Source organism: Microbispora cellulosiformans, assembly GCF_008728085.1.
Classification (GTDB): Bacteria; Actinomycetota; Actinomycetes; order Streptosporangiales; family Streptosporangiaceae; genus Microbispora; species Microbispora amethystogenes.
Genome location: NZ_VYTZ01000012.1, coordinates 54,319 through 77,360, shown reverse-complemented (window position 1 = coordinate 77,360; position 23,042 = coordinate 54,319). Strand labels below are relative to the sequence as shown.

14 protein-coding genes are annotated in these 23,042 nt (G+C 70.9%); 7 read left to right on the top strand and 7 right to left on the bottom strand.

The window, feature by feature from the left end:
* Positions 1–43: 43 nt before the first annotated feature.
* The 3 genes from F5972_RS28055 (at position 44) to F5972_RS28045 (ending at position 4,256) form a co-directional block, all read left to right on the top strand.
* The gene (locus F5972_RS28055; RefSeq protein WP_404803082.1) at positions 44–1,009 is read left to right on the top strand and encodes a TetR/AcrR family transcriptional regulator; all 966 of its coding nucleotides are present in this window, start codon (positions 44–46) and stop codon (positions 1,007–1,009) included.
* A 239-nt stretch (positions 1,010–1,248) separates the two neighbouring features.
* Positions 1,249–3,345: an RNA degradosome polyphosphate kinase gene (locus F5972_RS28050; protein WP_150937549.1), complete on the top strand. Its 2,097-nt coding sequence runs from the start codon at positions 1,249–1,251 to the stop codon at positions 3,343–3,345.
* 29 nt (positions 3,346–3,374) lie between these two features.
* Positions 3,375–4,256, top strand: a complete 882-nt coding sequence (locus F5972_RS28045) for an NUDIX hydrolase (RefSeq protein ID WP_225311964.1) — start codon at positions 3,375–3,377, stop codon at positions 4,254–4,256.
* Between the two features lie 82 nt (positions 4,257–4,338).
* Here the strand turns inward: F5972_RS28045 and F5972_RS28040 are convergent, their stop codons facing one another.
* Complete coding sequence (locus F5972_RS28040) at positions 4,339–5,799, bottom strand: CYTH and CHAD domain-containing protein (RefSeq protein WP_150937545.1); 1,461 nt, start codon at positions 5,797–5,799, stop codon at positions 4,339–4,341.
* Positions 5,800–5,993: 194 nt separating this feature from the next.
* Positions 5,994–6,752, bottom strand: coding sequence for a trans-aconitate 2-methyltransferase (locus tag F5972_RS28035; protein ID WP_191910344.1), 759 nt, complete (start codon positions 6,750–6,752; stop codon positions 5,994–5,996).
* Positions 6,753–6,834: 82 nt separating this feature from the next.
* On the opposite strand from F5972_RS28035, the gene F5972_RS28030 reads away from it, so the two are divergent.
* The 3 genes from F5972_RS28030 to F5972_RS38425 all read left to right on the top strand — a co-directional run bounded on the left by F5972_RS28030 (position 6,835) and on the right by F5972_RS38425 (position 11,597).
* Positions 6,835–7,371, top strand: coding sequence for a MarR family winged helix-turn-helix transcriptional regulator (locus F5972_RS28030; RefSeq protein ID WP_150937543.1), 537 nt, complete (start codon positions 6,835–6,837; stop codon positions 7,369–7,371).
* A 334-nt stretch (positions 7,372–7,705) separates the two neighbouring features.
* The gene (locus F5972_RS38430) at positions 7,706–9,367 is read left to right on the top strand and encodes a PT domain-containing protein (protein WP_225311963.1); all 1,662 of its coding nucleotides are present in this window, start codon (positions 7,706–7,708) and stop codon (positions 9,365–9,367) included.
* Positions 9,368–10,064: 697 nt separating this feature from the next.
* Entirely contained in the window at positions 10,065–11,597 is a 1,533-nt protein-coding gene (locus tag F5972_RS38425; protein ID WP_225311962.1) for a trypsin-like serine peptidase, read from the top strand.
* Between the two features lie 702 nt (positions 11,598–12,299).
* Here the strand turns inward: F5972_RS38425 and F5972_RS28015 are convergent.
* The 5 genes from F5972_RS28015 to F5972_RS27995 all read right to left on the bottom strand — a co-directional run bounded on the left by F5972_RS28015 (position 12,300) and on the right by F5972_RS27995 (position 19,551).
* Positions 12,300–13,841 carry a trypsin-like serine peptidase gene (locus F5972_RS28015; RefSeq protein ID WP_150937541.1) on the bottom strand — a complete coding sequence of 514 codons (1,542 nt, stop codon included), beginning with the start codon at positions 13,839–13,841 and terminating at the stop codon, positions 12,300–12,302.
* 401 nt (positions 13,842–14,242) lie between these two features.
* Positions 14,243–14,605 carry a hypothetical protein gene (locus tag F5972_RS28010; RefSeq protein WP_225311961.1) on the bottom strand — a complete coding sequence of 121 codons (363 nt, stop codon included), beginning with the start codon at positions 14,603–14,605 and terminating at the stop codon, positions 14,243–14,245.
* A gap of 138 nt (positions 14,606–14,743) precedes the next feature.
* A complete protein-coding gene (locus F5972_RS38420; RefSeq protein ID WP_225311960.1) occupies positions 14,744–16,312 on the bottom strand; it encodes a trypsin-like serine peptidase in 1,569 nt (522 codons plus the stop codon).
* 418 nt (positions 16,313–16,730) lie between these two features.
* Complete coding sequence (locus F5972_RS28000) at positions 16,731–18,566, bottom strand: ABC-F family ATP-binding cassette domain-containing protein (protein WP_150937537.1); 1,836 nt, start codon at positions 18,564–18,566, stop codon at positions 16,731–16,733.
* Positions 18,567–18,624: 58 nt separating this feature from the next.
* Complete coding sequence (locus F5972_RS27995) at positions 18,625–19,551, bottom strand: 4-(cytidine 5'-diphospho)-2-C-methyl-D-erythritol kinase (protein ID WP_150937535.1); 927 nt, start codon at positions 19,549–19,551, stop codon at positions 18,625–18,627.
* 302 nt (positions 19,552–19,853) lie between these two features.
* Here F5972_RS27995 and F5972_RS39220 point away from each other — a divergent pair, with 302 nt between their 5' ends.
* Positions 19,854–23,030 carry a serine/threonine protein kinase gene (locus F5972_RS39220; protein WP_150937532.1) on the top strand — a complete coding sequence of 1,059 codons (3,177 nt, stop codon included), beginning with the start codon at positions 19,854–19,856 and terminating at the stop codon, positions 23,028–23,030.
* The last annotated feature ends 12 nt before the right edge of the window (positions 23,031–23,042 follow it).

Sequence of the window (23,042 nt, the reverse complement as noted above, 5' to 3'; positions counted from 1 at the left end):
CCCGGGCCGGGCTCCGGCCGGGGCGACCGCCATCATGGAACCTGTGAGCGAGTCCTCCCGAACTCGAAGACGCATGACCGGCGCGGAGCGGCGCGAGCAGCTGATCCAGGTCGGCCGGGCCCTGTTCGCGGACAAGGGCTTCGACGGCACGTCGGTCGAGGAGATCGCGGCCAGCGCCAAGGTCTCCAAGCCCGTGGTCTACGAGCACTTCGGCGGCAAGGAGGGCATCTACGCCGTCGTGATCGACCGGGAGATGCAGCGCCTGCTGAGCCTGGTCACCCAGGCGCTGTCGGCCTCGCACGCCCGCGTCAAGCTGGAGCGCGCCGCGCTCGCCCTCCTGCAGTACATCGAGGAGAGCAGCGAGGGCTTCCGCATCCTGGTCCGCGACTCCCACGCCGCGTCGGGGACGGGCACCTTCGCCAGCCTGATCAGCGAGATCGCGAGCCAGGTCGAGGACGTGCTCGCGGACGAGTTCAGGGAACGCGGCTACGACCCCAAGTTCGCGCCGATGTACGCGCAGATGCTCGTGGGGATGACCGCCCTCACCGGCCAGTGGTGGCTCGACGTGCGCACGCCGCGCCGCGAGGAGGTCGCCGCCCACCTGGTGAACCTGTCGTGGAACGGCCTGAAGGGCCTCGACTCCGACCCCGGGCTCACCGGCGCGACCCGCGGGCTGGTCCTGACCCCTTCTGCCGAGACCCGTACGCCGCGGCCCACCGAGCGCGAGGCGAAGGAGCAGGAGAAGCTCCGGCGCGAGCAGGAGAAGGCCCGCGAACGCGAGCAACGCGAACGCGCCAGGCAGCTCGAACGCCGCCAGCGCGAGCTGGAGAAGCTCAAGGAACGCGAGCAGCGCGAGCGCGCCAAGGAGCTCGAGCGGCAGCTCAAGGAGCAGGAGAAGCTCCGGCGGGAGCAGGAGAAGGCCCGCGAACGCGAGCTACGCGAACGGGCCAAGGAGCTCGAACGCCGCCAGCGCGAGCTGGAGAAGACCAGGGAACGCGAGCAGCGCTAGGTCGTGGCCGGGCCGGTCACTGCGCCGGAAGGAACCTCCGGTCCTCGCGAAGCCCGCTCCGCTGGGCGCAACGCTCGCGGTCCTCGCTCCCTTCCGCTCCGCTCCCTCCACCCCGGTGACCACTGGCGGGACGGCCCGCGATACCGCGGGCAAGGTGACCGGCGGGGGTGGACCGGCCTGACGGTTTCGTTGCTGCGAAGTTAACGTTCCGTTCAACGTTGTGGGGCATATTTCGTTATATGTCCGCCCAAAGCTCCCCCTCACCTGCGCCGGAGGAGGCCGACCTCCCCGTGCCCGCCCCCTTGCCGAACGACCGGTTCCTCAACCGTGAGGAGAGCTGGCTCCTCTTCAACGAACGGGTCCTGGAGCTCGCCGAGGACTCGTCGGTGCCGCTGCTCGAACGCGTGCGGTTCCTCGCCATCTTCGCGAGCAACCTCGACGAGTTCTTCCGCGTACGGGTGGCCGGGCTGAAACGGCGGATGGCGACCGGGCTGCTGCTGCGGACGCCGGGCGGGCTGAAGCCGAGCGAGGCGCTGACCCGGATAGCGTCGGTCGCCGACGACCTCGCCCGCAGGCACGCGGCGGTCTTCCACGACCGGATCTGCCCGGAGCTGGCCGAGGAGGGCATCGCGATCGTCCGCTGGGAGGACCTCGCCCGGGAGGAGCGGACGGCGCTGCGCAAGCTCTTCCGCCAGCGGATCAGGCCCGTCCTGACGCCGCTGGCCGTCGATCCCTCCCACCCGTTCCCGTACATCTCGGGGCTTTCGCTGAACCTGGCGGTCACCGTGCGCAACCCGGTGACGGGCCACACGGTGTTCGCGCGGGTGAAGGTGCCCTCGCAGCTTCCCCGCTTCGTGAACGCGTCGAAGGACCGGTTCGTCCCGCTGGAGGACGTGATCGCGGCGCACCTCGGCGAGCTGTTCAAGGGCATGCAGGTGGTGCAGCACCACGTCTTCCGGGTGACCAGGAACGAGGACCTGGAGGTCGACGAGGACGTCACGGAGAACCTGATGAAGGCGCTGGAGCGCGAGCTGCTGCGGCGCAGGTTCGGGCCGCCGGTGCGGCTGGAGGTCGAGGACACCATCACTCCCGAGGTGCTCGATCTGCTGGTCGACGAGCTGGGGGTGGGCGACCACGAGATCTACCGGCTGCCCGGCCCGCTGGACCTCACCGGGCTGCACGCCATCGCCGACCTCGACCGCCCGGAGCTCCACTTCCGGCCGTTCGTCCCGGCGGAGGCGGTGAGCGCCGAGGACGACCTGTTCGCCACCCTGCGCGAGCGCGACATCCTGGTGCACCACCCGTACGACTCGTTCGCGACGAGCGTGCAGCGGTTCGTGGAGGACGCGGCGGCCGACCCGGACGTGCTGGCCATCAAGCAGACGCTCTACCGCACGAGCGGCGACTCGCCCATCGTGGACGCGCTGATCGACGCGGCCGAGGCCGGCAAGCAGGTCGTGGTCGTGGTGGAGATCAAGGCGAGGTTCGACGAGCACGCGAACATCTCCTGGGCCCGCAAGCTGGAGACGGCCGGGTGCCACGTGGTCTACGGCGTGCTCGGCCTCAAGACGCACTGCAAGCTCGCCATGGTGGTCCGCCAGGAGGCGGGCGGCGAACTGCGGCGCTACTGCCACATCGGCACCGGGAACTACAACCCGAAGACGGCCCGGCAGTACGAGGACTTCGGCCTGCTCACCGCCGACCCGCAGGTCGGCGAGGACGTGACCGACCTGTTCATCCACCTGACCGGCTACTCCCACCAGTCCGACTACCGCAGGCTGCTGGTCGCGCCCGACTCGCTGCGCCAGGGCCTGCTCGACCGGATCGAGCAGGAGATCGCCCATCGCGAGGCCGGCCGCACGGCCCGCATCCGGATCAAGACGAACTCGATGGTGGACGAGCCGGTCATCGACGCGTTGTACCGCGCGTCGCAGGCGGGCGTGCCGGTGGACCTGTGGGTCCGCGGCATCTGCACGCTCCGCCCGGGCCTGCCGGGCCTGTCGGAGACCATCCGCGTACGCAGCGTGCTCGGCCGCTTCCTCGAACACTCCCGCGTGTTCGAGTTCGGCGGGGGACGCCGGCCGGAGATCTGGATCGGCAGCGCCGACCTGATGCGCCGCAACCTGGACCGGCGGGTCGAGGCGCTGGTCAAGGTCACCAGCCCGGAGCACCGCAGATATCTCGCCCACCTGCTCGACCTGGCCTTCGAGGACACCACCACCGCCTGGACGCTGCACTCCGACGGCAAGTGGCTGCGCCACCGGGGCGAGACCGACCTCCAGCACCATCTGATCGCGAGCCGTCGCTGGCGGACCGTGGACGACGGGGCCGAGTGATGTTCGGCGCAGTGGTCAGAGCGGCCCGTGTGATCAGAGCAGCGGGGGCGGTCGTCTGGCGGGGCGAGGAGGCCGATCCGGAGATCGCGCTCGTCCACCGGCCGGCGTACGACGACTGGAGCCTGCCCAAGGGCAAGCTCAAGCACGGCGAGCACGTGATCGCCGCGGCGCTGCGCGAGGTGCGGGAGGAGACCGGCCTGCGGGTCGTGCTCGGCCGCGCGCTCCCGCCGGTGCACTACCTGAAGGACGGCCGGCTCAAGCGGGTGGACTACTGGCTCGCCCGCGACCCCGGCGACGGGCGGGCGGCGGGCGGCGACGGCCACGTGATCGACAAGGAGGTCGACGAGGTCGTCTGGCTGCCGATCGAGGAGGCGGTGCGGCGCCTCACCTATCGATGGGACAGGCGCCTGCTGCGGGCCGTCCGCGCCGCGCCCCTCACGACCACTCCGCTGATCTTCCTGCGGCACGCGCTGGCGGGCTCCCGGCAGGAGTGGAAGGGCGACGACGACCACCGCCCGCTGGACGAGCGGGGTCGCGCCCAGGCCGAGATCCTGGCCGCGGTGCTCGGGGCGTACCGGCCGGAGCGGCTCGTGAGCTCGCACGCCAGGCGCTGCACGCAGACGATCGGGCCGTACGCGGAACGGCGCGGCCTGGAGGTGCGTAAGGAGAAGGCGCTGTCGGAGAGCGGCTACGACCCCCGCGAGGCGGAACGCCTGGTGCGCGAGTCGCTCGCCGCGGCGGAGGCGGCGGTGCTGTGCAGCCACGGCAAGGTGCTGCCCGCGCTGCTGGGCACGGCGGGCGAGACGCTGCACCGGGCGCGGTCCGCCGACCTCGCCATCGCCAAGGGCGGCTTCGCCGTCCTCCACCACGCGGCCGGTCAGGTGGTCACGCTGGAGCGCTACGTGACCTGACCGGCCGGCGAGGCGGGCGCCTGGCGCGTCAACCGTGAACCGGCCGCGGTGGCCGTGGAGACGCGGCGCGTGGGCCGGCGGGTCATCCGGTGACGGACGCCCACACGGCGGGGAACTCCTCGTGGGCGCGGGCCGCCTCGACGCTCTCGACGCCCGCGAGCACGCCGTAGGTGAAGGTGTCCTCCCCGGCCTCCCGCGCCCGGGCGGCCTCCTCCAGGAGGGTGTCCTGGGCGACCACGCCGTCCTGGTGCCGGCCGAGCACCGTCTGCACCTGCTTCGCCCGTTTGGCCGGCCCGGACATGCCGGCCGCCTCCGCGGTGTACCGGGCGCGCTTGGCGGCCTTGCGCACCTCGTGCATGGCCGTCTCGCGCTCCTCGCCCTCCTCCGCGCGCCCGGCCGCGTCGTAGGCGTCCACCACCCGCCGCCAGTTGCTGTCCACGATCTTCGGCAGGGCCTTGGCCGCGTCCCTGCCCGCCGCCGCCGTCAGCGGCGGGTCGGCCGCCAGCGCGTCGAGGGCGTCGAGCAGCGCGAAGTACCGCTCGCCGCTGAGCGCGGCCCGGATGCGGTCGTACGCGTCGTGTTCCCTGGCCAGCAGGTCGTCGCCCAGCCTGCGGCGCGCCTCGTCGGTGACGAGCCGCGGGTCGAGCGCGTCGAGACGGCCGGCGAAGCGCGCCCGCATGACCTCCAGGTCACGTGCCTCGCCCAGCACCTCGCCGAGCCACTTCAGCTCCTCCTGCACGGATTCGGTCTCCACGACGATCCGCTTGAACGCCTTGAGCGCGCTGCGCAGCCGGCGGCAGGCCACCCTCGCCTGGTGCACGGCGTCCTCCCCGGCGAGCCGTACGCGGGGGTCCTGGGCGGCGAGCGCGGCGACCTGGGCGCGGAGGTAGCCGACGACGACCTCGCCGACGGAGCCCGGCTCGGGCCGGGTCGCGGGGCGCGGAGCGGGGAGCCGGTCGCCGAGGACCCGGGCGAGCTTGCTCCCGCTGGCCGAGGGGGCGGCGCCGGCCTTACGCAGCCGCTTGCCCACCTTCTTGAGGATCTCGGCGTCGCCCTCCTTGATCTCGGCCTCGACCTCCCGCCAGCGCCGCACCACCGGCTCGTCGCCGAGGACGGTGCCCTTGACCCGGTCGTCGGCGACCTCCACGAGCGGAGTGTCCTCGGGTCCGAGCAGCAGCGCGATGGAACGGCGGGTCTCCAGCTGGGCCACCGGCGCCAGCGGGGCGCCCCGCGTGTACGCCAGGACGAGACTCGCCAGCTCGGCGGGGACGGTCTTCGCGCTGCGGGTGAGCGGCCGGGTGATCTCCTCGCGGGCGCCCGCGGCCTTGGGCAGCTTGAGGTGCCAGCCCTCGTCGTCCCCGCCGCGCCGGCGCCGCAGCGTGACGCCCCGGGCGGCCAGGCGCAGATCGGGAGTGTCGAAGTAGACCGCGGTCAGGCGGTGTGACAGCGGTTCGGCCACCCGCGCGCATCCCGGCACGCCGCCCAGGTCGGGCAGGGCGAAGTCTTCCTGTACGTCGAACTTGTCCTCGATCTCAAGCGCCACCGTTCCCCCAAGTGCCTCCCGGTCGGGCCGTCATAGTGCCACGCGAAAGTGAACAGTGTTTCCCGCTCACCATCGGGGCGCTCACACCCGCCTGGTCGTGCCGGAGGCGCGCGAGGAACACAGCCCTCGTCGCTCGTTCCTCGCTCCTCAGTGCAGATCGGCGGCGCGCCCCTCCGGATCGCTCGGTTGTGGCCTCATGAGTGGGCGACGGCGAAGATGCGGCGGAAGGGGAAGGGGGTGCCGTACGGCCGGGGCGGGTAGGCCTCGCGCAGGGCCCGCGCGCAGTCGGCGAGGAAGGCGGCGTGCCGCTCGGGCGGCAGCCGGTCGAGCATCGGCCGCAGCGCCGTGCCCTTGACCCAGTTCAGCACCGGGTCCTCCCCCTGCAGGACGTGGACATAGGTGGTCTCCCAGGCGTCCACCGTGAGGCCGAGACCGGCGAGCAGGTCCACGTACTCCTCGGGCTCCCCCACCGTCGTCCCGCGCGGCACGTCGCCCAGCTCCGCCCGCCAGGTCGTACGGCACAGCTCGCGCACGACGGCGTGGCTCGGCGCGTCGAAGTTGCCGGGCATCTGGAAGGCGAGCCACCCGTCGTCGGCGAGCCAGCCCCGCCACCGGCTCAGCAGGTCGCGGCGCTCGGGGAGCCACTGCAGGAGCGCGTTCGAGACGATCACGTCGACCGGCCGCGACGGACGCCAGTCGCGTACGTCGGCCACCTCGAAGCCGAGGCCCGCCGGCGCCTTGCCGATCATCGCGGGTGAGGCGTCCACTCCGTGGACCTGCGCGCCGGGCCACCGGGCGAGGAGCGTCGCCGTGAGCTCCCCGGTGCCGCAGCCGAGATCGACGACGTACTCGGGCGACCGCGCGCCGATCCGGCTCACGAGTTCGTGGAAGGGCCTCCCGCGTTCGGCCGCGTAGCGCTCGTAGACCTCCGGGTCCCAGATGTCCCCAGGCATGCCCGCCTCCTAATTATCTTGATGTCGAGATACTCGATATCGCGCGAGATATCTCGATGTCAAGAAAAGCTAGACTCGGCGCATGACCTTCTCTAGGCCCGCCGAGGACGAGGTGGACCGGCTGGTCGCGGCCTGGAAGCAGGAGCGCCCGGACCTGGACGTGACACCGCTTGAGGTGCTCAGCCGGGTCTCCCGCCTGAGCCGGCACCTGGAGCGTGAGCGCCGGGCCGCCTTCGCCTCCCACGACATCGAGTCGTGGGAGTTCGACGTGCTGACGGCGCTCCGCCGCTCCGGCGAGCCGTACGAGCTGAGCCCCGGCGCGCTGCTGCGCGCCACCCTGGTGACGTCGGGCACGATGACGAACCGCATCGACCGGCTCGCCGCCGCGGGGCTGGTCACCCGGCGCCCCGATCCCGAGGACCGGCGCGGCGTGCTGGTGCGCCTCACCCGCGCCGGCATGGACCGGGTCGACGCCGCGTTCGCCGACCTGCTGCGGCGCGAGCGCGAACTGCTGGCCGGGCTCGACCCGCACGAGCAGCAGGCCCTCGCCCGGCTGCTGCGCACGCTTCTCGTGCCCTTCGACGCCCCTTCGGACGCACTCGACAACGGGCTCCGGTAGGCGGCTCCCCCGGACGCCGATGCGAGGCGCCGGCACGGCAATCTCGGACGGGTCCACGGCGACAACCGGTTTCATCACCAGGTGTGATGTTCGTCACACCCGTAGCTGGAGCGATCCATCACCCAGTGTGATCAGCAGGGGGATCCACCCGTCATGATCAGCGGAAACGACCACGCCAGAGCCCTCCGGCCGCCGACGCGGCACCGTGACACCCGCAATGTGGTCAGCTGAAATACCCCCTTTCCCAGCATTCTCTCAGATACCTTTCCATTTTGTTCCTTTACTGACGCTTGGGGCGCAGGTGACGCCTCACGACAGACCAGGGAGTTTCCCCTTGAAGCGCACGCTCGCTCTCGGTGGCGTCGCGGCCGGCCTGCTGGCCTCCGCCGTCGTCGCCTCCCCCGCCGCTCATGCCGGCTCCGACCACCGCGCCGCCACTCTGGCCGGGACCAACCTGGCCGCCAAGGAAGTCGCGGCGTTCTGGTACGGCGAGAACAAGGCGAACCTGATCAACGCCACGCCGTACGGCGTGGAGACCAAGGTCGTCGCCAAGCACGTGTCCAAGGGCGGGCCGTCCGCGGACAGCAAGCCCGGCGTCGTGCCGGCGATCGGCGACGAGAAGAAGTCGACCGCCAAGTCGAAGAACGTGAACCTGCCCAAGACCACGGGCAAGGTGTTCTTCATCGGCGCCGACCACCGCCCCCACTGGTGCACCGCGACCTCGGTGCAGTCGTCGTACCACAACCTGGTCGCCACGGCCGGTCACTGCGTGTACGACACCGAGTCGAACCGCGCGACGCTGGACCGCTGGGTGTTCGTCCCGGGTTACTACCAGGGCAAGACCCCGTGGGGCATCTACGTCGGCAAGACCGCCTACACCCACTACGACTACGACGTGTACGAGGACGGCGACCGCGACTACGCGTTCGTCACCGTGTACAACGGCGTGCTGCCCACCGTGGTCGACGACGGCTACGGCCGTGACGACCACCACGGGCGCGACGACCACCACGGGCGCGACGACCACCACGGGCGCGACGACCACCACGGCCGTGACGACCGCTACGGTCGCGACGACCACCGTGGGCGCGGGCACGACGACCGCACGCTGGTCCGCCAGATCAGCGTCCGCGAGTTCCAGGCCAAGAACAGGGGCAAGGACCTCACGGGCAACGGCCCCTGGGCCTCGGGCACGAGCGTCGTGACCAAGGAGATCACCGGCCGCGAGTACGACAGCCGGCGGGACTGGTACGTCAGCCGGGACGGCGAGACCCTGTACTTCCGTAAGGAAGTGCGTGGTCGCGACGACCACCACGGTGGCGACCACGGGCATGGCGACCACCGCGGCCCCCGCGACGCGGCTCCCTCCATCGTGGTGACCCCCACCTCCACGCCGAGCGCGACCCCGAGCGCGTCGCCGAGCGCGACGCCCACGGTGACGCCTTCGGCCACCCCGTCCGCGACGCCCTCCCCCACCTGGCCCGGGCGCCGGGAGTACCGCTACTTCAAGCGGACCTTCTACGTGAAGAGCCTGCGTGGCGGGCACGGGCACGGCCCGATCATCGCCCTCAAGGACGTCGGCCGCCTCGGCGACAACGTCGGCGGTCAGGGCCTGGCCTACAACCAGAAGATCGGCAGCTCGGTCTTCGTCTTCGGCTACCCGAGCGGATACCACCCCGACGGCAACAACGCCTTCTCGGGTGCGACCCTCAAGTGGAGCTACGGCAAGACCTTCGCCGCCTCGGCCGCCGCGGTCAAGGGCGAGGAGCTGGTCGGCGTCAAGTCCTCCTTCACGGGTGAGGGCGCCATCGGTTCGTCCTGGCTGCTGCAGTACAAGAGCGCCCGTCGCCTCGGTTACCTGAACGGTGTGACCATCGGCCTCGCCGACACCGACAAGAACGACCGGATCGACACCAGCGTCTCCCCGTACTTCGACGGTGAGACCTACGGCGTCTACAAGGCCGCGGCCGGCAACTGGTCCGGCAAGATCGTCTGATCTGTCCCAGACTGATCCCGAAGGGGCCCGGCATCCAGCCGGGCCCTTTTCGCGTTTCCGGCGGCATCTCCACCGTCCTTCGCGGCGCCTCCGCCGTCGCTTCCAGGCGTCTCCACCGCGCCTCGCGGCATCCACGCCGTCACTTCCGGGCATCTACGCCGTCATCTCCGGGCGTCTGCTCCACCGCCTCGGCGTCTCCTTCGGCGGCCGTCCTCCCCGTTCCGCGGGCCCGCTCCTCGCACGTCGCGCTGAGCGCGCGCCTGACGGCCGTACGCGCTCTTCCTGCCGTGCGGAGACCCTCTCAAGGCTCGTCGCGACTCAGCGGCGCCGCACACCGATTCCAGGACGGCCCGAGCCGCGCCGGGACCCCGCCGCCACGGCTGCAGGCAACTCAGACGTGATCACCATGCTTTCTGGTTTCGTCTCTTTGGTGTGATTTAGGTCACATTGAGCGGCCCTAAGGGATCTTGCGAGCAGCCCCGGATTCGGCCGAAGATTCACACTCCTAACAGGCGAAACACAGCAAAATCTCAGAATCGGTCAGAGGACTCCAAGACGCTGATGATCACGGAGTGCGATGGTTCGTTCACCCGAACACCGTTGATCCTCCCGATTTCTCTTATAACTTTGCTTATCAGTCCTTTACTGACGCATGGGGCGCAGGTGGCGCCCCACGACAGACCAAGGGAGAACCCTCTTGAAGCGCACCCTCACCCTCGGTGGCATGGCGGCCGGCCTCCTGGCCTCCGCCGTCGTCGCCTCCCCGGCCGCCCACGCCGGGAACGACATCTCCCACGACACGCTGGCCAGCAGCAACATGGCCGCCCAGCAGGTCGCGGCGTTCTGGTACGGCGAGAACAAGGCCAACCTCGTCAACGCCAAGCCGTACGGCGTGGAGACCAAGGTCGCCGCCAAGCACATCTCCAAGGGCGGGCCGTCCGCGGACAGCAAGCCCGGCACCGTCCCGGCGATCGGCGACGAGAAGAAGTCGTCGTCCAAGTCGAAGAACGTGAACCTGCCCAAGACCACGGGCAAGGTGTTCTTCATCGGCGCGGACCACCGCCCCCACTGGTGCTCGGCCACCTCGGTGCAGTCGAAGTACCACAACCTGGTCGCGACCGCGGGTCACTGCGTGTACGACACCGAGTCGAACAAGGCCACCCTCGACAAGTGGGTGTTCGTCCCGGGTTACTACCAGGGCAAGACCCCGTGGGGCATCTACGTCGGTAAGACCGCCTACACGCACTACGACTACGACGTGTACGAGGACGGCGACCGCGACTACGCGTTCGTCACCGTGTACAACGGCGTTCTGCCGACGTCCGTCTCCGGCGGCAAGAAGTACGAGTCGGCCTCGTACGAGAGCTACGGCCAGGCTCTCGAGGCTCTCAAGAAGCTGCAGGCGCAGAAGGACACGGGCTACTCCAGCCTGAGGGTCGAGTCCGTCGTGGACTGGGCCCACAAGGTCGCCCTCGGCACCCCGGGCTCGAAGAAGGTCGCGGCCAGCGTCGCTCAGATCGCGGTGGACCCGAAGACCGTCAACTCGGCTCGTGAGACCCTGGAGAACTGGGCCAAGGGCCACCTCGGCGAGTCCACCTACGACGACAAGACGTGGGGCGCCGTGGTCAAGGAGGCCCGCCCGAGCCGGAGGCACCACTCCTCCCGTCTCGGCTGGAACTCCAGCGACGCCCGTCGGCAGACGGTCTACACCTTCGAGAAGGACGGCAAGCGGTACGAGGCCACCTTCTGGGGCAACTTCGACACCGACTACAAGGTCACCGGCAAGGTGCTGTCGATCGGCCTGAAGGACGTCGGCCGCCTCGGCGACAACGTCGGTGGTCAGGGTCTGGCCTACAACCAGAAGATCGGCCAGCCGGTCTTCGTGTTCGGCTACCCGAGCGGGTCGCACCCGGACGGCAACCACGCCTTCTCCGGCAAGACCCTCAAGTGGAGCTACGGCAAGACCTTCGCCGCCAAGGCCCCGGCCATCAAGGCCGAGGAGCTGCAGGGCGTCAAGTCCTCCTTCACCGGTGAGGGCTCGCTCGGCTCGTCCTGGCTGCTCAAGTACAACAACAGCCGTCGCCTCGGCTACCTGAACGGCGTGACCATCGGCGTCTCCGACACCGACGGCAACGACCGCTACGACACCTCCGTCTCCCCGTACTTCGACGGCGAGACCTACGGCGTCTACAAGGCGGCCGCCAACGTGTGGTCCGGCAAGATCGTCTGATCTCCGTACGCCTGACGAGAAGGGCCCGGCTTCATGCCGGGCCCTTTTCCGTTGTCCCGGCCAGGGCATCCGACGAGCGGCGCCGCGAAGGCGTCGGGTGGGAGGCGAGGTGGAGCGCATCCACCGACCGGCGTGCCGGCACTCGTCAGCGGCGGACACGGGAAGCAGCACGACCGGCGGGCACGAGCAGCGGGCACGAGCGGTGGGCATGGCCAGGGGCGCCCGAGGAGCGTGGCGGGAGCCCGGCAGGACCGCAGGGCGTAGCGGCTGGACTGGCACCCGCGGCAGCCCCGGCACCACGGCGGTCCCTGGTGGTTGTCCTCGAACTTCGGCCGGTTCGGTCACTACACCGGGGAATTCCCGGTCCTCCCTTGGCCGAGTCGGTCACTGCGCCGGAAGGAACCTCCAGTCCTCGCGAAGCCCGCTTCGCTGGGCGCAACGCTCGCGGTCCTCGCTCCCTTCCGCTCCGCTCCCTCCACCCCGGTGAACGTTGGCGGACCGCGCGCCGGCCGAACACGGCCCCGCGACCACGGCAGCCCAAGAGCACGTGCCCGTGACCGGCGCGGACGTAGGCCACGTGCTGGCGTGGCCACGGCGGTCGGGATCGTGGAGCACCCGACCAGGGAACCTGCCGCACGAAAGCCGCGCACGAAAAAGGGCCCGGCTGGATGCCGGGCCCCTTCGCGATCAGTTACGGGAAGATCAGACGATCTTGCCGGACCACTTGGTGGCAGCGGCCTTGTAGACGCCGTAGGTCTCGCCGTCGAAGTACGGGGAGACGGAGGTGTCGTAGCGGTCGTTGCCGTCGGTGTCGGAGACGCCGATGGTCACACCGTTCAGGTAGCCGAGACGGCGACCGTTGTTGTACTTCAGCAGCCAGGACGAGCCGAGCGCGCCCTCACCGGTGAAGGACGACTTGACGCCCTGCAGCTCCTCGGCCTTGATGGCCGGGGCCTGCGCCGCGAAGGTCTTGCCGTACGTCCACTTGAGCGTGTGGCCGGTGAAGGCGTTGTTCCCGTCCGGGTGCACACCGCTCGGGTAGCCGAACACGAAGACCGGCTGGCCGATCTTCTGGTTGTAGGCCAGACCCTGACCACCGACGTTGTCGCCCAGGCGACCCGCGTCCGACAGGCCGATCCACAGCACCTTGCCGGTGACCTTGTAGTCGGTGTCGAAGTTGCCCCAGAAGGTGGCCCGGTACTTCTTGCCACTCTGCGCGACCCAGGAGAAGACCGTCTGCGTCTTGGCGTCGTTCGTGTTCCAGCCCGCAGCGAACGCCCCAGACGTGACTTCCTTGACCTCGGAGCCCCACGTGTTGTCACTGAACGTGGACGCACCGTTGGTGTGGCTCTTGGCGTGGTTCTCCAGGGTGGTCCGGGCCGTGTTGATCGTGGCCGGGTCCACCGCGAGCTGGGCGACGCTGGCCGCGACCTTCTGCGAGCCCGGAGTGCCCACGACCACCTTGTGCGCCCAGTCGACCACAGGGGTGATCTTCAGGTCGGACGCGCCGGACGCCTTGGCGTCCTGCAGCTGCTTGACCTTCTTCTGCGCGTCCCAGGGGGTCTCGAAAGTGCCCCAGTCCTTGCCGGCGTCGCTGTGGGCGCCGGACAGGTGGGCGCGGTCGATCTTGACGCCGTTGTACACGGTGACGAACGCGTAGTCGCGGTCGCCGTCCTCGTACACGTCGTAGTCGTAGTGCGTGTAGGCGGTCTTACCGACGTAGATGCCCCACGGGGTCTTGCCCTGGTAGTAACCCGGGATGAACACCCACTTGTCGAGGGTGGCCTTGTTCGACTCCGTGTCGTACACGCAGTGACCCGCGGTCGCGACGACGTTGTGGTAGGCCGACTGCACCGAGGAGCCGGTGCACCAGTGCGGCTTGCCATCGGCGCCGAGGAAGAACACCTTGCCCGAGGTCTTGGGCAGGTTCACGTTCTTCGACTTGGCGGCCGACTTCTTCTCGTCGCCGATCGCCGGCACCACACCGGGCTTGCTGTCCGCGGACGGCCCGCCCTTGGAGATGTGCTTGGCGACGACCTTGGTCTCCACACCGTACGGCGTGGCGTTGATCAGGTTGGCGGCGTTCTCGCCGTACCAGAATGCCGCGACCTGCTGAGCGGCCAGGTTGGTCTTGGCCAGCGAGTCGGCAGCAACGTCGTTCCCGGCGTTCGCGGCCGGGGAGGCGACAACGGCGGTGGCCAGCAGACCGGCCGCCATGCCGCCCAGAGCAAGCGTGCGCTTCATGGAAATTCTCCCTGGTCTGTCGTGAGGCGTCACTTGCGCCCCATGCGTCAGTGAAGGAACGAGGAGAAAGTTATACGAAGAAAGGACGGGAAAAGTGGTAATCGTGCGGTGCAAATGGGCACCAGCCCGACATACGCATCAGCACGTCAAGGCGATTCCTGAAAGTCAGCTGTGTTTGCGCTGATCATGAGGGATCTCGCGGGATGGTTGTCAGCCGGTGGGTCAGAAGTGCTGTGATGAAGGTCACACCCACGGGACGGAACCCATACCCGTCATGCATACGTCCGGCGGCCTCCCGGACCGTCACAACGCGACGGCGCGCGGCCCTTCCGGGCCACGCGCCGCCTTCCTGTGTCCTGTTTTCGAGTCCTACGCGCGCTTCGCGGGGACCGGGGTTCGCGTCACTGGCCTTCGAGCCGTTCGGCGAGCTCCATCCATTCGAGCTCGACCGTCTCCTTCTGCGCGCCGACCTCGCGAAGCTCCGCGTCGAGAGCGGCCAGGCGGGTGAAGTCGCCGGCGGCCCCGGCCATGTCGGCGTGCAGCCTCGCCTCCCGCTCGCCGAGCTTGTCGAGCTGCCGCTCCAGCCGGTTGAGCTCCTTGCGCAGATCCCGTAGCTCCTTGGCCGACAGGCCGCCCGTGACCGCCTGGTCCCCGGCCTGTCCGTCCGCTCCCTGCCGCTGCTCCGCCGGTACAGCGGCCGGCGCGGCCGCGGCGCGGGCCGACAGCGCGGTTCCCGAAGCCCGGCGCTCCAGGTATTCGTCCACGCCGCCCGGCAGCATGGAGCACCCGACCAGGGGACCTGCCGCACGACGCCGCCCACACCAAAGCCACGCGCACGAAAGCCGCGCACGAAAAAGGGCCCGGCTGGATGCCGGGCCCCTTCGCGATCAGTTACGGGAAGATCAGACGATCTTGCCGGACCACACGGTGGCGGCCGCCTTGTAGACGCCGTAGGTCTCGCCGTCGAAGTACGGGGAGACGGAGGTGTCGTAGCGGTCGTTGCCGTCGGTGTCGGAGACGCCGATGGTCACACCGTTCAGGTAGCCGAGACGGCGACCGTTGTTGTACTTCAGCAGCCAGGACGAGCCGAGCGCGCCCTCACCGGTGAAGGACGACTTGACGCCCTGCAGCTCCTCGGCCTTGATGGCCGGGGCCTGCGCCGCGAAGGTCTTGCCGTACGTCCACTTGAGCGTGTGGCCGGTGAAGGCGTTGTTCCCGTCCGGGTGCACACCGCTCGGGTAGCCGAACACGAAGACCGGCTGGCCGATCTTCTGGTTGTAGGCCAGACCCTGACCACCGACGTTGTCGCCGAGGCGACCGGCGTCCGACAGACCGATCCAGAGCACCTTGCCGGTGACCTTGTAGTCGACGTCGTAGTTGATCCAGAAGGTACGGGTCGTGTAGACCATGCCACGCTTGACGTACAGCGTCTTCAGGTCGGGGCTCCACGCCCAGCCGTTGACGTTGTTCTGCCCCTCGTAGCCCTTCTTGCCGTTCGCAGCAGCCGCGTACGCCTTGTCGAAGGCCGCCTTGTCGCTGGGCATGACCTTGACGCCGGTGCCGGCCGGGAAGGCCGTGGGAGCCTTGTCACCGAGGTCGCCGTCCGCCACCTTGGTGTTGATCGCGGCCTGGTTGACCTGCACCCACTCGGAGCCGAAGTTCCTCGGGTCGCCCAGCTTGCCCTTGCCGGTGGCCTGGCTGGTCACGACGGGGGTGATCTTCAGGTCGGACGCGCCGGACGCCTTGGCGTCCTGCAGCTGCTTGACCTTCTTCTTCGCGTCCCAGTAGGTCTCGAAGGTGCCCCAGTCCTTGCCCGCGTCGCTGTGGGCGCCGGACAGGTGGGCTCGGTCGATCTTGACGCCGTTGTACACGGTGACGAACGCGTAGTCGCGGTCGCCGTCCTCGTACACGTCGTAGTCGTAGTGCGTGTAGGCGGTCTTACCGACGTAGATGCCCCACGGGGTCTTGCCCTGGTAGTAACCCGGGACGAACACCCACTTGTCGAGGGTGGCCTTGTTCGACTCCGTGTCGTACACGCAGTGACCCGCGGTCGCGACGACGTTGTGGTAGGCCGACTGCACCGAGGTGCCGGTGCACCAGTGCGGCTTACCGTCTGCGCCGAGGAAGAACACCTTGCCCGAGGTCTTGGGCAGGTTCACGTTCTTCGACTTCGAGGACGACTTCTTCTCGTCGCCGATCGCCGGCACGACACCCGGCTTGGTGTCGGCCGTCGGCCCGCCCTTGGACACGTGCTTGGCGACGACCTTGGTCTCCACACCGTACGGCGTGGCGTTGATCAGGTTGGCGGCGTTCTCGCCGAACCAGAATGCCGCGACCTGCTGAGCGGCCAGGTTGGTCTTGGCCAGCGAGTCAGCGGCAACGTCGTTCCCGGCGTGAGCGGCGGGGGAGGCGACAACGGCGGTGGCCAGCAGACCGGCCGCCATGCCACCGAGGGCAAGCGTGCGCTTCATGGAAATTCTCCCTGGTCTGTCGTGAGGCGTCACTTGCGCCCCATGCGTCAGTGAAGGAACGAGGAGAAAGTTATACGAAGAAAGCGCGTGAAAAGTGACAATCGTGCGGTGCGAATAGCCACCAAGCGTCACATAAGCGTCGCCCTGTTGGCACGGTCCCTGAATGTCAGCTGTGTTTGCGCTGATCATGAGGGATCTTGCGGGATCGCTGTCAGCCGGTGGGTCAGGAGGCACTGTGACGAAGGTCACATCCAGCGCATGGAACCCATACCCGTCGTGCGTACGTCCGGGGGCCTCGCCCGCCGCCACAACGCCCACCCACAACGGAGCGGCGCGTGGCCCTCCCGGGCCACGCGCCGCCTTGTTCCATGTCCTGTTTTCGAGTCCTACGCGCGCCGCGCGGAGGCCAGGGTTCGCGTCACTGGCCTTCCAGGCGTTCGGCGAGCTCCATCCATTCGAGCTCGACCGTCTCCTTCTGCGCGCCGACCTCGCGAAGCTCCGCGTCGAGAGCGGCCAGGCGGGTGAAGTCGCCGGCGGCCCCGGCCATGTCGGCGTGCAGCCTCGCCTCCCGCTCGCCGAGCTTGTCGAGCTGCCGCTCCAGCCGGTTGAGCTCCTTGCGCAGCTCCCGTAGCTCCTTGGCCGACAGGCCGCCCGTGGCCACCTGGTCCGCGCCCTGCCCGTCCGCTCCCTGCCGCTGCTCCGCCGGTACGGCGGCCGGCGCGGCCGACGAGGCCGCGGCGCGGGCCGACAGCGCGGTTCCCGAAGCCCGGCGCTCCAGGTATTCGTCCACGCCGCCCGGCAGCATGGAGAGCCTGCCGTCCCCGAGCAGGGCCACGCAGCGGTCGGCCACCCGCTCCAGGAAGTAGCGGTCGTGGCTCACCACGACCAGCGTGCCGGCCCAGCCGTCGAGCAGGTCCTCCAGCTCGGTGAGGGTCTCGATGTCGAGGTCGTTGGTCGGCTCGTCGAGCAGGAGCACGTTCGGCTCGTCCATGATCAGCCGAAGGAGCTGGAGCCGCCGCCGCTCACCGCCGGACAGGTCGCCGACGACCTTCCACTGCGCCTCGCCCCGGAAGCCGAGACGTTCGAGCAGCTGGGAGGCCGACCATTCCTTCTTGCCGACCTGGACGTACTTGCGCACCTCCTCGACCGTCTCCAGCACCCGCCGCGACGGATCGAGATCGTGCAGCTCCTGCGACAGGTGAGCGAGCCGTACGGTCCGGCCCCGCACGACCCGGCCGGCGTCCTGCGTGACCGTGCCCGACAGCAGGCGCAGCACCGACGACTTGCCCGAGCCGTTGACCCCGATCAGCCCGATCCGGTCACCCGGGCCGAACTGGTACGTGCTGTGGTCGAGCACGAGCGGCCCGGCGCCGGGACCTCCCGCGTGGAGCGTCACGTCCTCCAGGTCGAAGACCGTCTTGCCCAGCCGCGCCGAGGCGAAGCCGAGCAGCTCGACCGTCTCCCGCGGCGGCGGCTCGTTCGCGATGAGCGCCTCGGCGGCGTTGATCCGGAACTTCGGCTTCGACGTACGCGCCGGCGGGCCGCGCCGCAGCCAGGCGATCTCTTTGCGCATGAGGTTCTGCCTGCGCTCCTCGGCCGCCTGGGCGAGGCGGGCGCGCTCGGCCTTGGCCAGGACGTAGGCGGCGTAGCCGCCCTCGTACCGCTCGACCGTGCCGTCCACGACCTCCCAGGTCCGGGTGGCCACCGCGTCGAGGAACCACCGGTCGTGCGTGACCACCAGCAGCGCCGACCTGCGCCGGGACAGGTGCCCGGCCAGCCAGGCGATGGCCTCGATGTCGAGGTGGTTCGTCGGCTCGTCGAGGACGATCAGGTCGTGCTCGCCGATCAGCAGCCTGGCCAGCGCCGTACGGCGGCGCTCGCCGCCGGACAGGGCCCCGGCCGGGGACGCCAGGTCGACGTCACCAAGCAGCCGGGCGAGGATCTCCCTGATCGCCGCGTCGCCGGCCCACTCGTGCTCGGCCCGCCCGGCCAGGACGATGTCCTTCACCGGCATGTCCGGGTCGAACTCGTCGCGCTGGGAGAGCATGCCCACCCGCAGGTTGCGCGTGTGCGTCACGCGCCCGCTGTCGGGCCGCAGCGTGCCGGAGATGATCGAGATGAGCGTGGTCTTGCCGCCGCCGTTGCGGCCCACGACGCCGATCCGGTCGCCCTGCTCGATGCCGAGAGAGACATCGGCCAGCAGGGGCTTGAGGCCGAAGGCGTGGGAGACCGACTCCAGATTGACCAGGTTCATCGTCCGACAAGCCTATCCGCCCTCGGTCCCCTGAGCGTATTCGGCGAGCACGCGGGCCTCAGCCGACCACTTCGGCTCCGGGGACCGGGCCGGTGGCCGTGACGGCGGCCCGGCAGCCCTCGGCGTTCTTGAGCCCGGCGGCGATCTCCGCGGCGTGCGTCTCGGACGCGGCGAGGAACGCGCAGGTCGGGCCCGATCCGGAGACGAGCGAGCCCAGGGCGCCCAGCTCGTCGCCGGCGTGCAGCGTGTGGGCGAGCGACGGCCGCAGGGACAGCGCCGCGGGCTGCAGGTCGTTGGTCAGCGCCCGCCCGAGGGCGACGGCGTCCCCTTCGCGCAGCGCGGCCAGCAGGGGTTCGCTCGCCACCGGACGGCCGGGGTCCGTCCCGGCCTCCTCGCGCAGGCGGTCGCACTCGCCGTACACGCGGGGAGTGGACAGGCCGCCGTCGGCGAGCGCGAAGACCCAGTGGAAGGAGCCCGCCGTCTCCAGGCGCGACAGCCGCTCACCCCGGCCGGTGCCCACGGCCGTGCCGCCGAACAGGGCGAACGGCACGTCGCTGCCGACGTCGGCGGCGATCTCCATGAGGTCCTCCGGCGGCAGGCCGAGGCCCCACAGCTCGTTGCAGGCCACCAGGGCGGCGGCCGCGTCGGCGCTGCCCCCCGCCATGCCGCCCGCGACCGGGATCGACTTGCGGATCAGCAGGTCGGCCCGGTAGGAGCGACCGGCCCGACCGGCCAGCGCGCGGGCCGCCCGTACGGCCAGGTTGTCGTCGTTCGCGGGCACCTCGCCCGCCCACTCCCCCTCGATCCGCACGGTCAGCGGCGGCGCGGCCGCCGACACGTCGCCGGGCTCGGCGGCCGTGACCTCGTCGAAGATCGACACGGCGTGGAAGACGTTCACGAGGTCGTGGTAACCGTCCTCGCGCAACGGCCCGACCGCGAGTTGCAGGTTGACCTTCGCGGGCACGCGTACGGTGATCGCGCTCATCGGGCCGCCGCCCGCGGGACGTCCTGGCGGCCGGCCCTGCGGGCGGCCTGCGGGTTCGCTCCAGACATGGGACCCGAGCCTAACGTGGTCCCGTCCCGCGCCCGGCCAAGAGAAGCCCATAAACAAGGGCGAAAGCCGTACACGTCCCGGTACGGTGACCTCAGATCCGCCCCCGTGCCGGCTTCCGTGACGTCTCCCGTCATGACCGCCTCCGGCACCGCCCCCTGGGAGCCCTGATCGATCCCGACGCCACCACCCCCCTTGCCCCGAGCGACCCGGAGACGATCGGCGACTACCGGCTGGTGGGCCGGATCGGCTCGGGCGGGATGGGCACGGTCTACATGGGCGTCTCCCCGGAGGGGCGGCACGTCGCGGTCAAGGTCATCCGGGCCGGGCGCTCGGGCGACTCCGGCTTCACGGCGCGGTTCACCTCGGAGGTCGAGCACGCCCGCGCCGTCGCGTCGTTCTGCACCGCCCAGGTGCTCGGTCACGGCGAGACGCCGGACGGACGGCCGTACATGGTCACCGAGTACATTCCCGGCACACCGCTCGACCGGCACATCGCGACGGACGGGCCGCTGGAGCCGGGCACCCTGCACGGCGTCGCGTTCGGCGTGGCGGCGGCGCTGACCGCGATCCACGCCGCCGGGCTGGTCCACCGTGACCTCAAGCCGTCGAACGTGATCCTGTCGATGTCCGGCCCCCGGGTGATCGACTTCGGGATCTCGCGGGCCGTGGACGCCACCCACGGCCACACGGGGACCGACGAACTGGTCGGCACCCCCGGCTGGTGGGCGCCCGAGCAGCTCCGGGGCCTCCCGGTCACCCCCGCCGCCGACGTCTTCACCTGGGGCTGCCTGGTGGCGTACGCCGCCACCGGGCACCACCCCTTCGGGGAGGGCGACCCGATGGTCCTCGCCCACCGTCTGCTGGAGAGCGCACCCGATCTCGGAACGCTGCCCGCGCCGCTGGACCGCCTGGTCCGCCGGGCGCTCGACCGGGAGCCGCGCAACCGGCCCACGTCGCAGGAACTGCTGCTCGACCTCGTCGGCAGCCGGCCCGACCCGACCACCCAGGTGATCGAGGGCCCGTGGGACCCGCCGGGGCTTCCGTCCGGGCCGCGTCCGTCCGGGCCGCGCCCCCGGCGGCGGACCGGGAGGCTCCTCGCGCTGGTCGCCTCCGCCGTGGCTCTCGCCATCGTCGCGGGGCTCGCGGTCGGGCTGCTCACCTCCCGCTCCGGCGGCCCTCCGCCCGCCAGCCGGGCGAGCGACGTGGGCCGCCGCATCGAGATCGGTGACGTCCAGGTCGTCGTCCCGCCCCCCGCCTGCCACCCTCCGACCGGCGCCGCCCCGGCCGGCTCCGGCGCGGCAGACGGTGGCACGGCAGACGGTGGCGCGGCGCGAGCCGCGGTGCTCAGCGCGAGCGCGGCAGACGGCGCCGAGGTCGAGGGTCGCGTGGTCGGCGCCGGCGAGGGTGACGGTCGCGTGGTCGGGCTGGGTGCCGCCGAGGATGGCGAAGCCGACGACGGCCTGGTGTGCCGAATCGACTGGATCATGCTCAACATGGGCGGCGCCGACGCCGAGCCGGCCGGCCCGCCCGACCTTCTCGACGACCGGAGCGTGCCGCACCACCCCCGTGCCTCCCGCTCCGTGCCCGCCACGCTCGCGCCGGGGGCGATGGTCACGCTCAGCGCCGAGTACGCGCTGCCCTCCGGCCGTACGGCCGCCCGCCTCGACGGCTCCTTCGTCGCCCACACGCCGGTCGTCCACGTACGTCTTCCCCCGCCCGGGGACGCGTACGGGAAGCCGCCCGGGGAGGGGCCCCGGCGGGCCGCGCCGGAACCGGCCCCCGTGAACCCTGCCGCTGGGACTGCTGCCTCTGTGAGTCCGGCCCAGGCAAGCCCGGACCCCCGAAGCCCAGGCCGTGAAAGTCCCGGCCCCGTGAACACCGCCTCCGTGAGTCCTGACCCCGTGAACCCTGCCTCCGGAGGAACGCCGGACGCCGCCCGGGAGGCGACCGGCGCGACGGCGGCGACGCCCCTGGACGAAGCCGGAGCCGACGCCGGAGGCGGCGACTGCGCGCGGGCCGGCCCGGCCGACTTCGACGGAGACGGCTTCGACGACGCGGTGGTCACCGACCCGCTGGCCCCGAGCCCGGACAGCACGGCGGTGGGGTCGGGCCGTCTGTACCTCCTGCGCGGCGGGCCTCCGTCGACGTCTGCGCCCGTGGTCACCGCGTTCGACGCGGCGGCGCCCGGTTGGACGGCCCGCGCCGCGCACATCGACGGCGACCGGTGCCTGGATCTCGTGGTCTCGACCCCTTACGCGTACGGGGGTGCGGGTCAGGTGCAGGCGCACGGCGCGGGGGTGGCGTACGTCTACTGGGGCGGGCCCGACTTCGGCACGCCCGGCGCGCCCCGGACCGAGCTACGCGCCCCCGAGGCCAGGACCGACGCCCACTTCGGCTGGTCCCTCGCCGTGAGCGACCCGTCGCCCGGCATCGGGCTCGCCGCCCCCACCCCCGTGAACGGCGCCACCGAGAGTGGCGCGGGCGCGCAGGGGGTGGTCGTGGTCGGCGCGCCGCACGAGGACGCCGACGGCAAGGTCGACTCCGGAGCCGTGTACGTCTATCGGTTCACCGGCCGTAGCCCCGGCACGCCGCAGCGCATCACCCAGGACTCGCCCGGCGTCCCGGGAGGGTCCCAGCCGGGCGACATGTTCGGCTGGTCGCTCGCCCTCGGGCGGCTCGGCGGCGCGGCCGGACCGCTCGACCTCGCCGTGGGCGCGCCGTTCGAGGACCAGGAGGAGAACGGCCAGGCGGACACCGGGGCCGTCACGGTGATCTACGACGTGGTGACCCGGCCGTGGGCCTACCAGGGCGCCGGGTGGAGCATCTCGGGCCTCACCGGTGACCTGCCGTCCCACCCCGGCGACCGCCTCGGTTACTCCCTCGCGTACGGCGCGGGTCACCTGGCGGCAGGCGCCCCCGGGGCCGATCCTTACGACACCCGTGACGCGGGCGCCGTCCTGCTCTTCCAGGCGGCCGGTCCCGGGCCGCGGTTCGTCCGGCTGCTGGGCGCGCAGGCCGAGGCGGGCGAACGCGGCCGGTTCGGCTTCTCCCTCGCGCTGGCCGGGTCGTCCTTACTTGCCGGGGCCCCCGGTCAGGCGCTGCCGGGCGTGCCCGAGGCGGGGGCGGTCCACGTGATCCCGCTCACCGGTCCGCCCGGCCGCGTCGTGCTCCGGGAGGACAGACCCGCGCCGTACGACCATCTGGGATGGAGCGTCGGCGGCACGACGGACGGACGGGTGCTGGCCGGGGCTCCGGACGCCGGGGTGACGGGCGCGGCGATCTATACGACTATCCCCAGCGCCGAGGCGTCTTCCGGCTCCGGACCATCTCCCGGGCCCGGCGAGCGGATGGTGCTTCCCGGGCCGGACGGCGCGGACACCCTCGACTTCGGCGCCGCCGTCGCGGGCTGACCGCCGCCTCCG